This window comes from Streptomyces niphimycinicus (genome assembly GCF_018883605.1).
Classification (GTDB): domain Bacteria; phylum Actinomycetota; class Actinomycetes; order Streptomycetales; family Streptomycetaceae; genus Streptomyces; species Streptomyces niphimycinicus.
The window spans coordinates 1-15987 of sequence record NZ_JAHLEM010000388.1 but is presented as its reverse complement, the minus strand read 5'-3'; the positions used below and the strand labels follow the sequence as shown (position 1 = coordinate 15987).

Annotated in this window: 18 protein-coding genes; 8 read left to right on the top strand and 10 right to left on the bottom strand. The window is 70.4% G+C overall.

All coding sequences use genetic code 11. The features are described from left to right. Positions 1 to 907 (bottom strand): glycosyltransferase family 2 protein (locus tag KN815_RS30200; RefSeq protein ID WP_216345052.1); only part of this gene is annotated, 907 nt, incomplete at its 3' end. 168 nt (positions 908 to 1075) lie between these two features. Beyond that, positions 1076 to 2110: an Lrp/AsnC family transcriptional regulator gene (locus tag KN815_RS30195; RefSeq protein ID WP_216345051.1), complete on the bottom strand. Its 1035-nt coding sequence runs from the start codon at positions 2108 to 2110 to the stop codon at positions 1076 to 1078. A 134-nt stretch (positions 2111 to 2244) separates the two neighbouring features. Here KN815_RS30195 and KN815_RS30190 point away from each other — a divergent pair, with 134 nt between their 5' ends. The 4 genes from KN815_RS30190 (at position 2245) to KN815_RS30175 (ending at position 6353) form a co-directional block, all read left to right on the top strand. Then, positions 2245 to 2472: a hypothetical protein gene (locus tag KN815_RS30190; protein ID WP_216345053.1), complete on the top strand. Its 228-nt coding sequence runs from the start codon at positions 2245 to 2247 to the stop codon at positions 2470 to 2472. Continuing rightward, entirely contained in the window at positions 2472 to 3950 is a 1479-nt protein-coding gene (locus tag KN815_RS30185; protein WP_216345050.1) for a sodium:solute symporter family protein, read from the top strand. Before KN815_RS30190 ends, KN815_RS30185 begins: the two co-directional genes overlap by 1 nt. 11 nt (positions 3951 to 3961) lie before the next feature. Next, positions 3962 to 5638, top strand: coding sequence for an amidohydrolase (locus tag KN815_RS30180; RefSeq protein ID WP_216345049.1), 1677 nt, complete (start codon positions 3962 to 3964; stop codon positions 5636 to 5638). A 163-nt stretch (positions 5639 to 5801) separates the two neighbouring features. Further along, entirely contained in the window at positions 5802 to 6353 is a 552-nt protein-coding gene (locus KN815_RS30175; protein ID WP_216345048.1) for a TIGR03086 family metal-binding protein, read from the top strand. Between the two features lie 216 nt (positions 6354 to 6569). On the opposite strand, the gene KN815_RS30170 is transcribed toward KN815_RS30175, so the two are convergent. Next, a complete protein-coding gene (locus KN815_RS30170) occupies positions 6570 to 7166 on the bottom strand; it encodes a short chain dehydrogenase (protein WP_216345047.1) in 597 nt (198 codons plus the stop codon). Between the two features lie 70 nt (positions 7167 to 7236). Between KN815_RS30170 and KN815_RS30165 the strand changes: the two genes are divergently transcribed. The 3 genes from KN815_RS30165 (at position 7237) to KN815_RS30155 (ending at position 9095) form a co-directional block, all read left to right on the top strand. Further along, positions 7237 to 8103 (top strand): LysR family transcriptional regulator, encoded by an 867-nt coding sequence (locus tag KN815_RS30165; RefSeq protein WP_216345046.1) that lies wholly within the window; start codon positions 7237 to 7239, stop codon positions 8101 to 8103. A gap of 160 nt (positions 8104 to 8263) precedes the next feature. Then, positions 8264 to 8788 (top strand): hypothetical protein, encoded by a 525-nt coding sequence (locus KN815_RS30160; protein WP_216345045.1) that lies wholly within the window; start codon positions 8264 to 8266, stop codon positions 8786 to 8788. Continuing rightward, a complete protein-coding gene (locus KN815_RS30155; RefSeq protein ID WP_216345044.1) occupies positions 8775 to 9095 on the top strand; it encodes a winged helix-turn-helix domain-containing protein in 321 nt (106 codons plus the stop codon). Before KN815_RS30160 ends, KN815_RS30155 begins: the two co-directional genes overlap by 14 nt. A gap of 31 nt (positions 9096 to 9126) precedes the next feature. Here the strand turns inward: KN815_RS30155 and KN815_RS30150 are convergent, their stop codons facing one another. Then, positions 9127 to 10071 (bottom strand): DMT family transporter, encoded by a 945-nt coding sequence (locus tag KN815_RS30150; RefSeq protein ID WP_216345043.1) that lies wholly within the window; start codon positions 10069 to 10071, stop codon positions 9127 to 9129. A 40-nt stretch (positions 10072 to 10111) separates the two neighbouring features. Here KN815_RS30150 and KN815_RS30145 point away from each other — a divergent pair, with 40 nt between their 5' ends. Further along, complete coding sequence (locus tag KN815_RS30145) at positions 10112 to 10636, top strand: MarR family winged helix-turn-helix transcriptional regulator (RefSeq protein ID WP_216345042.1); 525 nt, start codon at positions 10112 to 10114, stop codon at positions 10634 to 10636. Between the two features lie 97 nt (positions 10637 to 10733). Here KN815_RS30145 and haaN read toward each other — a convergent pair whose 3' ends face one another. From haaN to KN815_RS30115, 6 genes are all read right to left on the bottom strand, one after another. Then, positions 10734 to 11207 (bottom strand): cyclophane-containing RiPP N-acetyltransferase HaaN, encoded by a 474-nt coding sequence (haaN, locus tag KN815_RS30140; protein ID WP_216345041.1) that lies wholly within the window; start codon positions 11205 to 11207, stop codon positions 10734 to 10736. 66 nt (positions 11208 to 11273) lie between these two features. Continuing rightward, positions 11274 to 11846, bottom strand: a complete 573-nt coding sequence (locus KN815_RS30135; RefSeq protein ID WP_253209329.1) for a hypothetical protein — start codon at positions 11844 to 11846, stop codon at positions 11274 to 11276. Between the two features lie 592 nt (positions 11847 to 12438). After that, positions 12439 to 12981, bottom strand: a complete 543-nt coding sequence (locus KN815_RS30130; RefSeq protein ID WP_216345040.1) for a DUF4232 domain-containing protein — start codon at positions 12979 to 12981, stop codon at positions 12439 to 12441. A gap of 303 nt (positions 12982 to 13284) precedes the next feature. Then, positions 13285 to 13698, bottom strand: coding sequence for a Dabb family protein (locus KN815_RS30125; protein ID WP_216345039.1), 414 nt, complete (start codon positions 13696 to 13698; stop codon positions 13285 to 13287). A gap of 36 nt (positions 13699 to 13734) precedes the next feature. After that, positions 13735 to 14346: an ABC transporter permease gene (locus KN815_RS30120; protein ID WP_216345038.1), complete on the bottom strand. Its 612-nt coding sequence runs from the start codon at positions 14344 to 14346 to the stop codon at positions 13735 to 13737. 310 nt (positions 14347 to 14656) lie between these two features. Further along, entirely contained in the window at positions 14657 to 15700 is a 1044-nt protein-coding gene (locus tag KN815_RS30115; RefSeq protein WP_216345037.1) for a medium chain dehydrogenase/reductase family protein, read from the bottom strand. Positions 15701 to 15987: the final 287 nt, after the last annotated feature.

The window sequence follows — 15987 nt, the reverse complement described above, 5'->3', positions numbered from 1 at the left end:
CGCCGAGCGGCCGGTAGCGGCGGTGGTGCGCGCTCGCCCGGCGGAAGAACTCGGCCCGGGCCCGCACCGGCAGCCGCCCCGGCGCGGTGGCGATCACACCGAAGTGGTCGACCATCCGCTGGAACAGCGCCGGGCGCCAGTGGGCCAGCCCGGGCCGGGCGTCGAGAAACCGGAACACCCGGTCGTACTGCTCGAACACATCGAGGTGGCGACGGCTGGCGGTGCGCAGGATCCCGCCGCGCCGCCGCTGCCGGTAGTGGACGCACACCCGGTCCAAGGCGGCGATGGACTCGGCGGTGAGCAGCACGGGAAAGGTCCAGGGGGTGTCCTCGTAGAAGCCGGACGGAAAGGCGAAGCCCTCCTTACGGACGAAGTCCCGGCGGTACGCCTTGTTCCAGGCGACCATCAGCAGCCGCAGCAGCTCGGGCCGCTGGTCGAGCCGGAAGACCTGGCGGGCGTGAGGGTCCTCGGGATCTTCGGGATCCCCCTGCCGGAGCAGCTCGGCCCGGACGTTGCGCACGGCCTCGCCCGTCCAGTCCACCCGCGCGTAGTCGAAGACCAGCACCTGCGGCTCGCCGGTCCGCGCCAGCCGGTCGGCGATGGCGCGCAGCGAGCCGGGGGCGAGGGTGTCATCGCCGTCGAGGAAGAGCAGATAGTCGCCGGTGGCCCGGCGGATCCCGGCGTTCCGGGCGCGGCCGAGCCCCGCGTTCTCCGGCAGGTGCACGGGCCGCACCCGGGGGTCGCACGCCGCCGCCTCGTCGATGATCGCGCCGCAGGCGTCCGGGGAGTGGTCGTCGACCGCGATCAGCTCGAGGTCCGTGAAGTCCTGCTCCAGCACGGACCGCAGACAGTCGTTCAGATACGGCTGGACCTCGTATGCGGGCACGATGACGCTGAACCGGGGCACGGCGCATCCCATCGGTCGACGCGGCAATGATGATTTCTCACACCATCATCTGAACGCCTGTCGGATGGGGCGGCGACGTGGCGGACCACCCCGCAAAAGCCCCCGTTCGGCCCAGCCCGCGACGGCACTTTTCGGAAGGTGAACGGCGCCGCCGTCACACTGCCGCCGTCACACTGTGGCAGGGGCACGCCACAGGTCGATGGGGACGGGGCGCACCGCCCGGCCCTCGTCGTCCAGAATCCAGCCCATCCGTTTGAAGTTCGCCAGCGTGAGCGACCGGTCGACCATGGTGATCTCCGGGAACCGCTCGACCAGGTACTCCTCCAGCCGCCGGCTGTCCGGCACCGACCGCACCCAGCCGTTGACCACCAGGTTGTGCGCCGAGGAGATCGAGGCGCACATCCGCACCGCCGGCACCCCGGACAACGCGGAGCCCACTTTCGCCAACGCGGCCGAAGGAACGTTCATCCGGTAGGTGACGAACACGGGGTAGTTGGACCGTGAGTGCGCGATCTCGCACCGTGGCACCAGCACGCCGGTGCGGAGCAGCCGCGAGGTGCGCCGCCGCGCGGTGGACTCGCTCATCCCCGTACGCTGTGCCAGTTCCTGGTAGCCGAGCCGCCCGTCGTGGCCGAGCGCCAGCATCAGCGGGATGTCCTCGGGCGCGGGGGTGGGGTCGGGCTCCTGGACCGCCGGGTCGTCGCGGCCATCGAGCATGACCTGCCGCTGGTCGCGGTCCAGCGCCCGCAGGTCCCAGCGGGACCCCTCGGTGAGCAGCTCGGTGACGATCTGACTGCGGGTGGCCAGCACCCCGTCCAGGCGGCCGATCACGTCGGTGAGGAGCCGGGAGAGCGCCGCCAGGTCCGAGACCAGCACGGTGAGCAGCAGGTCCTGCTGCCCCGAGGTGTGTTCCACGCTGGCCACCTGTGGTTGTTCCACCAGCCCGGCCACCACCGAGGACAGCCGCGAGGGCACGCAGTCCACCTCGACGAACGCCTCCACATGGTGCCGGGCGATGAAGCCGCCGCCGTACGCGGTCACCCAGGCCAGCCGGGCCTCCGCGAGCCGCTCCCAGCGCCGGGCGGCGGTGACCGGGCTGATGCCCAGCGCCCGGCCGACCAGAGCCCAGGAGGCCCGCGGCGCGGTCTGTAGCGCGGTGACGAGCGCGAGATCCATCTCGTCCAGATCGGCGGAAAACTTCATGCGCGCTATCTGAATGCCGGTTTGCTGCAAAATCAAGGCCCTGTTGCCAGCGAGGGCCGATGCTGCTGCGACCCGATCCCGCCTCGCAGCCAACGACGCGGGCTGGAACCCTTTCCGGAGTCCGGAGCACAGACATGCCCCTTGCGCTGACACTTCTCGCCGTACCCGTGGTGGCACTACTGGCGGCCGTGTGGCTGCCCTTCGTGAACGGTCCCCAGTTGTGGCTGGGGCTGCCCTCGCTGCTGGTCTGGTCCGTCGGGTGGGTGCTCGCACTGACCCCCGCGCTGGCCTACGTGGAGCGCTGCCGCAACGCCTCCGCCGCTGCCACCGCCACCGCCGCCGCCACCGGGGAGGAGCGCTGATGTCCGTCACGCTGCTCGTCTGCATCCTGGGCATGGTCGCCATCGGCGCCCTCGGGCTGCTCGGCCGCCGTCGGCCCGCCGCCAGCCTGGAGGAGTGGAGCGTCGGGGGACGCAACTTCGGCGCGTTCACCACCTGGCTGCTCCAGGCCGGCGAGATCTACACCACCTTCACCTTCCTCGGCCTCGCCGGACTCGCCTGCACCTCGGGTGTGGCCGTCACCTACGCGCTGCCCTACCTGCCGCTCGCCTATGTGGGCCTGTACGCCATCGCGCCCGTCATCTGGCGGATGGGACGCGACCGCGGCTACCTCACCCAGGGCGACTTCTTCGCCGACCGCTACGGAAGCCGCCTGTTCGGCGGGCTCACCTCCGTCCTCGGCGTGGTCTTCCTGCTGCCGTACCTGCAACTACAGATCACCGGACTCGGTCTGGTCATCCAGTTGGCCACCGGCAACAAGGACGCCGGCACCCCCGCCATGATCGCGGCCTCGGTGCTGGTGGTCGCCTTCGTGCTGTGGTCCGGCATCCACGGCGTCGCCAAGGCGGCCTACCTCAAGGACGCCCTGATGGTGGTCGCGCTGCTGGCGATGCTGGTGATGGTCCCCGCGCACTACAACGGCGGCATCGGCCACCTCGGCGCCGCGCTGCGCGAGCACCACTCGGAGCTGCTGAGCGTGCCCGCCGGTGGACCGTTCGGCCAGGTGTGGTTCTTCACCGCCATGCTCACCAGCCTCTTCAGCGTCCTCTTCCTGACGATGCCGCAGGGCTGGGCCCCCGTATTGGCGGCCGGCAGCGAGCAGGCGCTGCGCAAGAACAGCATCTGGATACCGGTGTACGGCGCCACCCAGGCCATCCCGATGATCGTCGGTTTCACCGCGCTGACCACGCTCAGCGGCGCGGCCTCGGCCAACGGCAACGGCGTCCTGTTGCAGTTGGCCTCCGGCGCGATGCCCGACTGGCTGCTCGGCGTGATCGCGGTGGCCGCGGCCGCGACCGCCATGGTGCCCTCGGCGGGCATCGTGCTCGGCATGTCCACCCTGGTCGCCCGCAATGTGCTGCGCCCGCGCGGCGCCCGTGCCGGGCTGCTGGTCAACCACGGCACGGTCGTCATCGCGGTCACCCTCGCACTGGTGCTCGGGATCACCCGCCCCGACGCGCTGGCCAATCTCCTGCTGCTCACCTACAGCGGCCTGGGACAGATGGCGCCCGCCACCGCCGCCGCGCTCACCCGCCGCCCGCTGCTGCGCGCCTGGTCGGCCGGCGCCGGCATCGTCGCCGGCGAGGCGGTACTGATCTGGCTGACCTTCGGCGATTCCTACCACGGCGCCATCAGCACCGGGCTGATCGCATTGGCCGTCAACGTCGTGGTCGCGGGCGCCGTGGAACTGGTGCTGCGGGCCCGCGGCGGTGCACCGGTACTCCCGGACGAGCCGTCCGCCCCCTCATCCGCCTCCGCCTCCGCCCCCACCACAGTCTGAGGAGCACGCCCATGACAAACCCAGCCGCCGCTGCGCAGTCCGCCTCCCCGGTGCCGGCCGCCGCATCGGCCGCCGCATCGCACCGGCCGGAGCGGGTGCGGATCTTCCACGCCCGCGCGATCACCACCCTCGCCGGACCGCAGACCCAGGCCCTTGCCGTCCTGGCCGGCCGGATCGTCGCCACCGGTGGTCTGGCCGAGCTGTCCGCGGCCTTTCCCACCGCCGACCGCACCGACCTCGGCGACGGCCACGTCGTACCCGGCTTCCACGACGCGCACTGCCATCCCTCCTGCCTCGCCGAGACCAAGCTGCGCCTTCACCTGGGCAGCGGAGACACCTCCGTGCCGCCGCGTGAGCGCGTCGCCGCCGCCATCGCGGCCACCCCACCCGGCGGCTGGGTGACCGTCGAGGGTTACGACCCGCGCGCCGACCCCGAGGGCCGACTCGACCGAGCCGCCCTGGACGCCCTCGCCCCGGGCCGTCCGGTGGTGGTCATCCACTTCTCCTGCCATATGGCCGTCGCCAACTCGCCCGCGCTGGAACTCGCCGGGTTCCGGGACGGCGACCCCGCCCCGGCCGGTGGCGACCTGGGCCGGGACGCCACCGGGCGGCTGGACGGCTGGATATACGAGCGGGCCTGGTTCGACGAGTGGTACCGGGCGGTCGGCGAACCCGAGTTCCTGCCCAGCCACAGCATCGAGGACCTCGTCGAGCCGCTGGCAGAGGTCTGCGCCGACCTGCACGCCACCGGTATCACCTCATGGTGCGACGCCTTGGTCACCCCCAAGGAGCTGCGGCTGTACCAGCTCGCGTCCGAGCGCGGGCGGCTGACCGCCCGCGTCGGCATGCTGCTGTGGTTCCGCTACCTCGACGAGCTGCGCCGGGCCGGGCTGCGCGCGGGCTTCGGTGACGAGTGGGTGCGGGTGGTCGGCGTGAAGCTGATGGCCGACGGTGCGCTGGCGGGCGGCACCTGTCTGTGCAGCAGGCCGTACCGGGCGGAGACCGGCGGTGACAACGGCATCCAGGTGATGGGCGACGAGGAGTTGGCGGCCACGGTGGAGGCGGCGCACGCCGCCGGGCTGCGGGTAGGCGTCCATGCCAACGGCGACCTGGCGGTCGGCAAGGTGCTGGACGCCATCGAACGGGCCCGCGCCCTGCATCCGCGGAACACGGTCAACCACCGGATCGAGCATTGCAGCATGGTGGACGACGCCCTGATCGAGCGGATCCGCCGCAGCGGGGTCACCCCGGTCCCGTTCGGCTCCTTCGTCCACGGGCACGGCGCCAAGCTCATCGGCTACTACGGCGACGAGCGCGCCGAGCAGGTGTGCGCACACCGCGACCTGCTGGACGCCGGTATCACCGTCGCGGGCTCCTCCGACTACCCGGCCGGACCGCTCAACCCGCTGCTCGCCGTCCAGACCATGGTCACCCGGCGCACCGCGGACGGCCGGGTGCTCGGCGCCGACCAGCGGCTGACGGTTGCCCAGGCGCTCGAGGTGTACACCGCCGGATCCGCCCACGCCACCGGCGAGTCCCACCTCAAGGGCCGTCTGGCACCGGGGATGCTCGCCGACTTCGTGGTGCTCGGCGCCAGTCCCTTCGACACCGACCCGGACGGTATCTCCGAGATCCCCGTCCGATCCACCTGGGTCGGCGGCCGCCGGGTGTGGTCCGCCGATTCCTGACGCCTGCGGCCGCGCTCGCTACCGGGTTCGGACACCAGGAGCGGACCGAGGTCCCTGGTGGAGAAGCAGACCGATGAGTTCTTGTTCCGCGGGGCGTCTGCCCATGTGACCGCATGGCACGACTGCCTATGTGACCGCATGGCACGACCGAGGAGAAGAATCCGTGATCGACCTGAAGCCGGCCTGCCACCGGATGATCGACGTGCTGGCAGGCGTGAGCGATGAGCAGCTCACCAGTCCTACTCGCTGTACCGAATACACCGTCCGTGACCTCATCACCCACGTTGACGGGGCTTCCCAGGGATTCTCCGGCATCGCTCGCAAGGACGTCGGCACAGCCGCCGCCGAGCCGGCTGCCGCGGACCTTGGTGACGACTGGCGGGGAAGCGTCGCCGAGAACGTGCGGGCACTCGGCGACGCCTGGGACGACCCGGCGGCCTGGCAGGGCAGGACCGACGCCGCGGGCGTCGACCTGCCGAATGACACCTGGGGGAAGATCGCGCTCACCGAGATAGTGGTGCACGGCTGGGACATCGCCAGGGCCACCGACCAGCCCTTCGACCTCCCCGACGACACGCTGCGAGCCTGCTACGCCCACGTAGCCACATTCGTCCCGAACGCTCCTGTCGAGGGCCTGTGGGGCCCGGCCGTCGAGGTCCCCACCGACGCTTCGCTCCTCGACCGGATCGTGGCCATCACTGGTCGGCGCCCGTAGCGTCGGTCTCACGGCAGCACTTCGAGGCGCGATGAGATCGCTCCATCTCCGCGGGTGACAGAAGACCCTGAATGCGTGGCGGCGCCCCGGCCCAACGCTCCGCCACGCACGCGGTTCGCGTACTCGCGGCGGGCCTTGCGCTGTGGACGGCTCCGAAAAGCGCCGGGAGGCTCCGAAAAGCGCCGGGAGGCCAAACGCGGCCCGGGCGACTCGCCGCTACAGCGCGTAGACCTGGCCGGTCTGGGCGCCCTCGACGGAGCGGACGTACGCCTGGGCGACGTCGGCGAGATCAACCGACCCCATGCCGGGGAAGTAGTCCCCGTAGGAGGAGAGGCTCTCGGTGACGACGGTGGGGCTGACCGCGTTGATGCGCTGCGGGGCGATCTCGATGGCGGCGGCGCGTACGAACGCCTCCACCGCGCCGTTGGCCATGGAGGCGGCGGCGCCCGTGGGGATCGGCTCGCGTGCCAGTACGCCCGTGATCAGAGTGAAGGAGCCGCGCTCGGCGACGCGGGCTACGCCTTGCAGGACCAGGTCGATCTGGCTGAGCACCTTGCCTTGGAAGGCGGCAAGACAGTCCTCGCGTGTCATCTCCGTGACCGGCTTGAACGGCGCGTCGCCAGCAGCGCTGACCACCGCGTCCACACGGCCGGCGCACTCGTACATCGCGGCGGTCTGAGCGGGGTCGGTGACGTCGTACCGCAGGTCGCCGCCGGTGCGCCCGACAGCCAGGACCTCATGGCCCCGGGCGGACAGTTCCTTGTGCACGGCCGTGCCGAGCGTGCCAGTGGCACCGATGAGCAGAATCTTCATGTCAGCGACGCTAGGCCCGGCCCACCGGCGCAGGGAAATGCCGTTTGCGAAGCGCTTATGCTTGGCGGTTATGAATGTCGAGCTGCGGCATCTGCGAGCACTGGCCGCGATCGGAGACGAGGGCACCATCACCGGCGCCGCCGCCGCTCTGCACATCAGCCAGCCCGCCCTGTCCCGGACCCTGGAGCAACTGGAGAACCGGCTCGGCACGCGCCTGGTGGAGCGCACCACCCGCCGACTCTCCCTCACCGACGCCGGTCGCCTGCTGCACGAGCGCGCTCACCTGATCCTCAAGCAACTGGACGATGCGCTGTCGGAGGCCCAGGCGGGGCCGCGGCCGCTGCGGATCGGCTTCGCCTGGGCGGCCCTCGGCGACCGTACCGTGCCGTTGCTGCGGGCCTGGCGTGACCAGCACCCCGACATCCCGGTGCGGGTACACCGCCCGGGCGATCCCGAAGCGGCGCTCCGCCGGGGCGAGATCGACGCCGTCTTCCTGCGCACTGCGCCCACGGCGGATGCCGAGCTGATGACCGAGGAGCTCTACCGGGAGCGCCGGCTGGCCGCCGTGTCGGACAGCGATCCGCTGGTCGGCCGTTCCGTCGTGCGTCTGGCCGACCTTGCCGACCGGTTGGTCGTGCTCTGCGCCACCGCCGCCAGCACGGCCGACCTCTGGCCCCGCGGGCAACGGCCCACCACCATCGAGGTGGCCAACGTCGACGAGTGGCTCACCACGATCGCCACCGGAGAAGCGGTCGGCGCCACCGCGGAAGCCACCGAGCACAGCCACCCGCATCCCGGTGTCCGCTACCTGCCCCTCGCGGACTCCGCCCCCGTGACGGTGCGCCTGGTCTGGCCGCGCACCCCTACGCATCCCGCCACCCGCACCTTCCTCGAGCATGTGCGGCGCATGATCGGCGCTGCCGAACCCGGGCTGTAACGAGCGGCGTCCGTCGCGTCTCTCGCCGCCGGATCCAGCCGTCGCGGATCCGCCAGGGAAGGACTGACTGTCCTGGCGTTGACTATTCCACTTGGCAGAACTAGTTTCCTATGCGGAAACTAGTTCTGCTGGAGCATGCCCAAGCGCCTGGAGGTCCCCCATGTCCGACCGCGTCACCCCGCCCGCCGAGGCCGCCCGCGCACTGCGCGACATCGAGCGGCTCCGCGCCCAGGGCCGCGCCTCGGAGCAGCAATCCCGCTGGGTCGGCGTCGTGTTCGGGGTCGCGATCTTCGCCGAACTGGCGGCGCCCGACTTCTTCGGCGACGGCGTGCGTTCCGGGATCTCCCTGGCGGTCACCGCGCTGATCGTGGCGTACGCGGTGATGCTGCGGACCCCTCGCGGCGGCGCCCTCCTGGGTCGGCCCACCCGCGTACGCAGGAGCGAGATCTCCCCGCGGTTCGCGCGGGTGGCCCAGATGGCGATCGTCGCCGTCGTGCTGCTCGGCTTCGTCGGCGCGCCCTTCCTGCCGGACCACCTGTTCCCGTACGCGGGGACGGTGGCGGGCGCCGTGCTCGGCGCCACCCTCATCCTCTTCGGCCGCGGTCTTCAGCGGGGCCTGAACTCCCTGGCGATGCGCGGCGACGGTAAGCACGGCATGAACGGTCTCGCCCATGGATCCCGCTGACTTCGACACCGCCCTGCTCGACCCGACGCGGCTGTCGATCGTGTCGCTGCTGGTGAGCGTGGAGTGGGCCGAGTTCGGATGGGTGCGAGAGACGGTGGGAATGTCGCCCTCCGCACTCTCCAAGCAGGTCAGCACGCTCGAGACCCGGGGCTATGTCGAGGTGAAGAAGGGCTACGTCGGCAAACGTCCCCGAACCTGGCTCGCCCTCACCCCGACCGGACGGGCCGCACTCGAAAGACATGTGGCGGCGCTGCACCGCATCGTGGAGGAGTCCCAGCGGGCGGCCGCGGAGCGCCCCGACGCCTGATCAGCCGTGGTGGGGCCGTTCCGTGGCTGGGTCACATGTGTGCGCCGCCGAGGCGGGCGTCGGCGGGCGTCTGATTCGGGCCGGGGGAGCTGTCGTTCCCGCCGTCGGCCGCCCGACCACCGGCGCGTCGCCGGACGCGCGTGGGGCGCCCCAGGGCGACGCCCGCCAGGACCATGGCCAGCCCGCATATCTGCTGAAGGGTCAGCGCCTCTCCGGCGAGCACCGTGCCGAGCAGCACGCCCGTAACGGGGTTGAGGAGTCCGATCAGGCCCACGGTGCCAGCGGGCAGATGCCGCAGTCCGGTGAACCAGGCGGTGAAGGCCAGGGCGGTGGCCACCAGGGCGACGTAGCAGAACGCGACGCATACGGATGGCGAGAGCGCGGGCGGAGCGCCCTCCACGGCGGCGGCCACCGGAAGCAGGAACAGTCCGCCCGCGGTGAGCTGCCAGGCGGTCGAGGCGAGCAGATCGGCGTCGCCGCTCCACCGCTTGGTGAGGACGTGGCCGAAGGATGACACCAGTACGGCCGTCCCCGAGGCAAGAATCCCCGGCACGCTCGCCCCTGCCCCCATGAGCAACATCAGACATACCCCGGCGAGCCCGATCACGGCCCCGGACAGATGCGCGGTCCGGGGCCGCTCGGACACCAGGGGCCATGCGATGAACATCATCGTCAGCGGGGACACCGCCATGACCGTCGATGCGACGCTCGTCGGCAGCAGTTGAGAGGCGGCATAGACCAGGACGAAGAACACGCTCACATTGAGCAGCCCCAGCACGGCGGACCGCCACCACCACACGCCGCGAGGCCGTCGCCGCCGCACGGCCAGCAGCGCGAGCCCCGCGGGCAGCGCCCGCAGCGCGGCCCCGTACAGCGGGTGGTCCGCCGGGAGGAACTCGCGGGTGACGTAGTAGTTGGCCCCCCAGGCCACCGGCGCGACGGCGGTCAGGGCTACCCAACGCACATTAGCTTCCATGGAAGACAATATAGCTTCCCAGGAAGCTATATTGTCTTCCATGGAGGACCGAGAACCGATGGACCATGTGGCCCGCATCCAGGCAGAGTGGCGCCGCGAGCGACCCGAGATCGACGTCACCCCGCAAGGAGTGATCGGCCGACTGCACCGCCTGGCCGACCGGCTCGGCGAAGAACTCCGCCTCGTCTACAGCCGCTACGGCCTGAGCGAGGGAGAGTTCGACGTGCTGTGCGCGATCCGCCGCGCAGGCGAACCGTACGAACGCGCCCCCGGCGAACTCGCCGTGCACACCATGGTCACCACCGGCGCGATGACCAAGAGAATCGATCGCCTGGAACGCGCCGGCCTCGTCACCCGCCGCCGCTCCACCGGCGACCAACGAGGCCGTATCGTCGCCCTGACCACCCCCGGCCTGGCGCTGATCGACCAAGCCTTCGCCGACCACATGCGCAACGAACGCCGCCTGCTGGATCTCCTGACGCCCACCGACGCCTCGGCCCTGGAAACGCTCCTGATGACGTGGCTCTCCTCCATGGAGCACCCGCACACGCCCGACAGCGACTGAGCCACCACCCACGGACTGCGGCCATCGCTTCGCCTGGCCGCCCTGGACTACCGATCGGCCGCGCCCAAGCCGAGGTCGCGGGCGTCGGCGGGCGCTCTCACACCGTGCTGGTGTCGACTCGGTAGATGATCTTCCCGTCGAATTCGGCAAAGCCGAGCGACTTGTAGAAGGCGCGTGCTCCCGGGTTGTCCTGGTCGGTCATCCACTCGACGCGGCTGCACCCGGGGCGCGCGGCGGCCAGAGCGCGCAACTCGTCCATGAGCTGGGCGCCGACGCCTTGCCTGCGCAGGGTGTCGCGGACATAGAGCTCCTTGAGGAAGAGCGAGTGGGAGGAGCCCGCGGCCGGCCAGAGGAACGAGTAGGCGGCCAGCCCGGCGAGGGCACCGGTCTCGTCTTCGACGAGGAGGGCGGAGGCCATGGGCGGTGCACCGAAGAGTGCTTCCTCGACCTGAGCCTGGCGCTCCGCGAGCGGCTGGATTTCGGTCGAGCCGTAGAAGCGCTCGATTTCCACGATCAACTCGGCCACCGCAAGGACGTCCCGCTTGTCGGCGGGGCGGATCGTCACGCTCATAGGCGTCTCCTGTCTGCTTCGCTCGCTTGCTTTCGATACGGACTTCCGCCGTGGCAGTACGGTCGGCTAAGGGGATGGAGCGCCTGGTGCGGGCGCGTCCCAGCCGTGCTGCCGGAGGGAGTCCTGGATGTACCGGATGAGGTGCTCCAGGTCCGTGCAGTAGACAGAGGGGTTCCGGTAGCCGCGTCCGGCGCTGAAGCGATGTGGGAGGTAGCCGCCGCCGCACACCTCCACCAGCGGGCAGCTCTGGCACTTCTCGGCCAGCGCTGCCTTGCTGTCGTATCGGTGCAGGAGTTTGGGATGGCGCATGACCTCGTCGAAGGATGTGCCGAAGAGGCCGATCCCCAGCCACGAGGCGCCCTCTTCGACGGAGCGCAGAGTATCCACGCCTTCGATCGTGCCGTTGGATTCAATGACGACACTGGTAGGCGGGGCCAGTCCGAGGGTTTCGACCGAGCCGCGTACGCCGGCGCTGAGCGCCACGATGTCCTCGAGCATCCGGACCGTGTGCTGGTACTCGGGCTGGGCGAGCCAGGCGTCGTAGACGCGGCTCATCCACAGGCCGTATTCGGGGACGCTTGGGTTGTCGCGGTGCGGGGGATCGTCGTGGGTTCCGTGCGGCAGGTTGAAGTCGATCACCGGAGGCTTGAACGACGCCAGGTAGTCGTGGACCTCGACCGCGCGTAGGGCTTCCTGAGCTTCCTTCTCGTCGGCCGCGTCAAGCTTTGCGCCGTAGCGCCATGCCTGATGTAAATCGGCCAGCGAAACGGATCCGCGTGCCGGTGCATGTCGTCGGCAGCTTTGGAGCCTGTCGAGACGTGCTGCGAGCGTTCGGGGCAGATTGAGGTCCTTGGCCAGCTTGCGAAGGTCATGGGTGGGGTCCAGAGCTTCGGTGCCGCGTAACTTCTGGCGGATGAGCAGTCATTCCTTCATTCCGCACTCGGCGGAGTAGAACAGCAGGAGACCAACCGTGGCCAAATCGCCGAGCTCCCCTTGTGCTTCTATCGATTCCGCCGAGCCTCGAAGCTCATCCCGTCTCCGTCGAAGATCTTTTACCCCTACGTGAAGCACCATGGCGTCATCCTGCCACCGCGGGCCGACACTCCGGGTTTGAGTAACGGAGTTGAGGCCCGCCGGACCCCCGTGTACGAGGGTCCGGCGGGCCCGGAATGACGACGCGGACCGGCCCCTGGCCGACTCGGGGACGGCGGTGAGGGGCTGTCCGGCTTGGTTACAGGCCGACCGGGTTGAGGTAGGTGCCGGGGTGGGTGGCGCCGTCCTGCTTGAGGATCTGGCCGCCGAACGGCCACTTCAGGGTGAAGTGCTTCGTCTCGTTCGGCGGGGTGACCAGGAACTTCGCCGGAACGAACTTCTCCTTCTGCGGCGTGGACTCGGCCACCGGGAGCAGGTTGATGCTGAAGTCCGTTGTATCTCCCGGCTCCAGGACCAGCTTCTCGGGCGCCTTGGAGGAGCGCGCCAGCGACCAGGTGCCGTCGGTCCCCTGAGCGCCGATCATGTCGACACCGGCGAAGCCGGACAGGGTGCAGGTGCGCGTGCTCTTGTTGCTGAACCAGATGTGCGCCTGGGTCTGCCTCTCGGTCTGATCCATCTCCGGCCTCGCGTCCTCCCCCATGGCGAAGCCGGCCTTCAGATCGGCGGTGTGGCAGCGGGTCGGCGCGGCCTTGGCGGTGGCGGCCGAGGCCGGGAGGGCCATAGCGGCAGTGCCCGCGACGACGACGGCCGCAAGGGCCACGGCGGTCAGCTTGTTCTTCATGAAGTTCGGGGTTCCCCTCGCATACGAATCGGCGCGCGAAGTCAGTCGGCGCCTGCGCACCGGAAGAGGGGCGGTGGCCTGGGGAGGTTCCGTGTGCCGGAGGGCCTATTTCGGACAACCAGGTTCCCAAGTGTGGCCGTATGGCCAGGATTTGTCCGGTGCGGGCCGTTGCGGCGTCGTGGGGCGGATAGCGCAACGGCGGCCAGGCAGAACGGGTACGTCACCGGGCCGGAATCGAGGCCCGCCGTAGCGGATGGCGATCGATCCTCGCCGCCCCGCGCGAGGGGGGGGCTCGGCCGGAGGTCAACTCCTGTGCGCGAGAGCGCTGCTGCCGGTGTGGGAGTCGAGGCCGGACAGCAGCTCGGCGAGCCCGGGGTCGGCTTCGTAGTGCCGCTTCTGTAGCTCTGCGATCTTGGCGCCCAGTTCTGGATGGGGGGTGTCGGAGATGTCGAAGCTCTCGAACCTTTCGATCAGAGGGAAGGCCACCCGTTCCGATGTCACATGCACCGGGTGGATGAGGTACTCCCAGTACGCGTCCAGGTCTTCCAGGGCGAACACCGCACTCCAGTCGAAGTCGCTGTTGTATTCGCGGCCGAAGATGAACGATTTCACCGCGGGGATGGATCGGCCCTGGTCCTTGAGGCAGTCCAGCGCCTCGTCGATCTGCTGGGAGGTGACGCCTCCTCTGAGCTTCATACGGATGCCGTGGTAGATCATCGGGTTCTCCTTGCGGTGGTGGGTGAAGGCGGGTGGTCAGCGGAGGCCGAGGCGGCGGCGTTCGAGGGCGGTGGCGACGGCGTAGGCGCCGCCACCGGCGATGGCGAGGACCCAGTAGAGGCCGGGAGTGCCGAGGAAGAGCGCGGCGGTGGAGGTCAGCGCGAGCCAGACGCCGAGACCGTAGTGCAGGACGTTGCGGCGGGCGGCGCCCTCGCTGACGTAGATCAGGCCGACAATGAGGCCGGATCCGGTGGGCCAGAGCATGGACTGTAGATCGGGCGTATCGACGGTGGACGACAGGCCGGTGATGGCGAGGAACAGGGCGGCGAAACCGATGAGCCAGGAGGCGCCGAGCAGTTTGCCGGACAGGAGGTCCGGCTCCGTGGCGCCGCGTTGGGCGCGCAGGGCGGCGCGGGTGGCTTGGATGGTGCCGGCCGCGAGTCCGGCGCCGAGGAGCGCCATGGGCAGCCAGGCGGGCAGATCGAGCAGCGGGCTGGCGCCCTTGGAGAGTGCGGCCGAGCCGTGCCCGAATACGTAGGCGAGTCCGAAGCCGATATAGGCCGCGCGGTTGTCGACCTCGACCGGTGAGCGCGTCGCAGTGGCGGTGCTGGGGCCGGTGACCTGGGGGGCGGCGATCGTGAGGGGCATGACGGAACCTCCGAGGCGGTGGGGTGAACTGACGAGACGGACGGACCGGCAGAGGTGGCCGAGAGCCGGCACGGGGGGCCGAGAGTCGGCACGGGTACATGCGTGGTCCGGAAGCTGCCCGTGTATCGGGCTGAGTCGGTGGTGCGTGGCGGTGGGCCGCGATACGCCGCGTGGCAGTCGGTGGTGCGTGGCGGTGGGCCGCCAGATGTCGTGCGGCAGTCGGTGGTGCGTGGCGGTGGCCGTGTGATGCCGCGCGGCATCAGCGCGTCCGCCGCCGTGGTCTTAGGCGTGTGGGATGAGAACGCGCCGGTCAGGCCCCCGGGACGAGGATGACCTTGCCGATGACGGTGCGGGACTCGGCGAGCGCCAGCGCCGATGCGGCGTCGTGCAGCGGGATCTGGGCGGCGATCTGCGGGGTGAGGACGCCGTCGGCCACCAGGCGCAGTACCTCGGTGAGGTCCTGGGTCAGTCGGCGCTGCCATTCCGCCCGGCGGCGTCGGCCCGCCCAGAAGTTGTAGAAGTGCGCGCTCCTGCCGTTGGGCATCGAGTTCCATGCCGCGAGCTGCGCGAACAGCTTCAGTACCGGCAGTTGCGAGCTGCCCTCTTCGTTCTTCGTCGCCGCGGTGCCGTACGAGACCAGGGTTCCGCCCCGGCGCAGCAGCCGCCACGACTGCACCAGTCCGGGGCCGCCGACGTGGTCGAAGACCGCGTCGACGCCGTCCGGCGCGATCTTCCGGATCTGGTCGTACATGTCCGGGTCGTGGTAGTCGACCGGGATCGCGCCCAGTTCGCGCACGCTCGCGTGGTGCCGCGCCGAGGCCGTGCCGATCACCGTGATCCCGGCGTGCCAGGCCAACTGCACGAGGATGGAGCCGACACCGCCGTTGACGCCCAGCACCACCACGGTTCCGCCGGGGCGCACCTTGGCCATCCGGTGCAGCATCTGCCAGGCGGTGATCCCGTTGACGACCACGGTCTCCGCGGTGGCCGCGTCCATGCCGTCCGGCACCGGCGTCAGTTCCGCGGCGTCGATCAGCAGATGACTGGCCCATGCGCCGACCTTGGTGACCGCGGCGAACCGGCGTCCGGTCAGCCCGGCGTCCACGCCGGGCCCCGTCGCGGTGACGGTGCCCACCACGTCGTACCCGGGCACGAAGGGGAACGCCGGCTGGTCGTAGTACTTGCCGCGGCGCATCTGCTGCTCGGCGAAGCTGACTCCGGTCGCGTCCATCCGCAGGAGGACCTGGCCCTTGTCGGGGGCGGGAAGGTCGCGGGTCCGGACCTCCAGGCCGCTCGGCTCGACCGCGCCGGGCAGGACGATCTCGGTGGCGCGGATGGCGACCGGCGTGCTCATGGGGGCTCCTTGAGGCTTCGACTGTGTGCTTACGGGAGTAAGGCTACGCATGTAAGTCGAGTGCGACAAGGGGCTACGACATTAAACTTCGCGCTGTAAGGTTACGGAGTGAAGGGGGCGGGGCCGGTGTGGCCCGGTGGCCTCGACGGTGACAAGCCTGCGTGACCCCGGGCGCCGTGCGGGGCGGGGGCGCTGTCGCCGACGGCGCGTCCGTCGCCCCTGGCGGGTGCGCGGGGTGCGCGGGGTGCGCGTGGTGCCCGGAGGTGGCGATCAGGCGTTGCCCGGGA

What these genes read in the sequence shown, in the direction of transcription:
- KN815_RS30195 (WP_216345051.1), bottom strand. Translation starts at nt 2,110, where the DNA reads ATGAAGTTTTCCGCCGATCTGGACGAGATGGATCTCGCGCTCGTCACC.
- KN815_RS30190 (WP_216345053.1), top strand. Translation starts at nt 2,245, where the DNA reads ATGCCCCTTGCGCTGACACTTCTCGCCGTACCCGTGGTGGCACTACTG.
- KN815_RS30185 (WP_216345050.1), top strand. Translation starts at nt 2,472, where the DNA reads ATGTCCGTCACGCTGCTCGTCTGCATCCTGGGCATGGTCGCCATCGGC.
- KN815_RS30180 (WP_216345049.1), top strand. Translation starts at nt 3,962, where the DNA reads ATGACAAACCCAGCCGCCGCTGCGCAGTCCGCCTCCCCGGTGCCGGCC.
- KN815_RS30170 (WP_216345047.1), bottom strand. Translation starts at nt 7,166, where the DNA reads ATGAAGATTCTGCTCATCGGTGCCACTGGCACGCTCGGCACGGCCGTG.
- KN815_RS30165 (WP_216345046.1), top strand. Translation starts at nt 7,237, where the DNA reads ATGAATGTCGAGCTGCGGCATCTGCGAGCACTGGCCGCGATCGGAGAC.
- KN815_RS30160 (WP_216345045.1), top strand. Translation starts at nt 8,264, where the DNA reads ATGTCCGACCGCGTCACCCCGCCCGCCGAGGCCGCCCGCGCACTGCGC.
- KN815_RS30155 (WP_216345044.1), top strand. Translation starts at nt 8,775, where the DNA reads ATGGATCCCGCTGACTTCGACACCGCCCTGCTCGACCCGACGCGGCTG.
- KN815_RS30150 (WP_216345043.1), bottom strand. Translation starts at nt 10,071, where the DNA reads ATGGAAGCTAATGTGCGTTGGGTAGCCCTGACCGCCGTCGCGCCGGTG.
- KN815_RS30145 (WP_216345042.1), top strand. Translation starts at nt 10,112, where the DNA reads ATGGAGGACCGAGAACCGATGGACCATGTGGCCCGCATCCAGGCAGAG.
- haaN (WP_216345041.1), bottom strand. Translation starts at nt 11,207, where the DNA reads ATGAGCGTGACGATCCGCCCCGCCGACAAGCGGGACGTCCTTGCGGTG.
- KN815_RS30130 (WP_216345040.1), bottom strand. Translation starts at nt 12,981, where the DNA reads ATGAAGAACAAGCTGACCGCCGTGGCCCTTGCGGCCGTCGTCGTCGCG.
- KN815_RS30125 (WP_216345039.1), bottom strand. Translation starts at nt 13,698, where the DNA reads ATGATCTACCACGGCATCCGTATGAAGCTCAGAGGAGGCGTCACCTCC.
- KN815_RS30120 (WP_216345038.1), bottom strand. Translation starts at nt 14,346, where the DNA reads ATGCCCCTCACGATCGCCGCCCCCCAGGTCACCGGCCCCAGCACCGCC.
- KN815_RS30115 (WP_216345037.1), bottom strand. Translation starts at nt 15,700, where the DNA reads ATGAGCACGCCGGTCGCCATCCGCGCCACCGAGATCGTCCTGCCCGGC.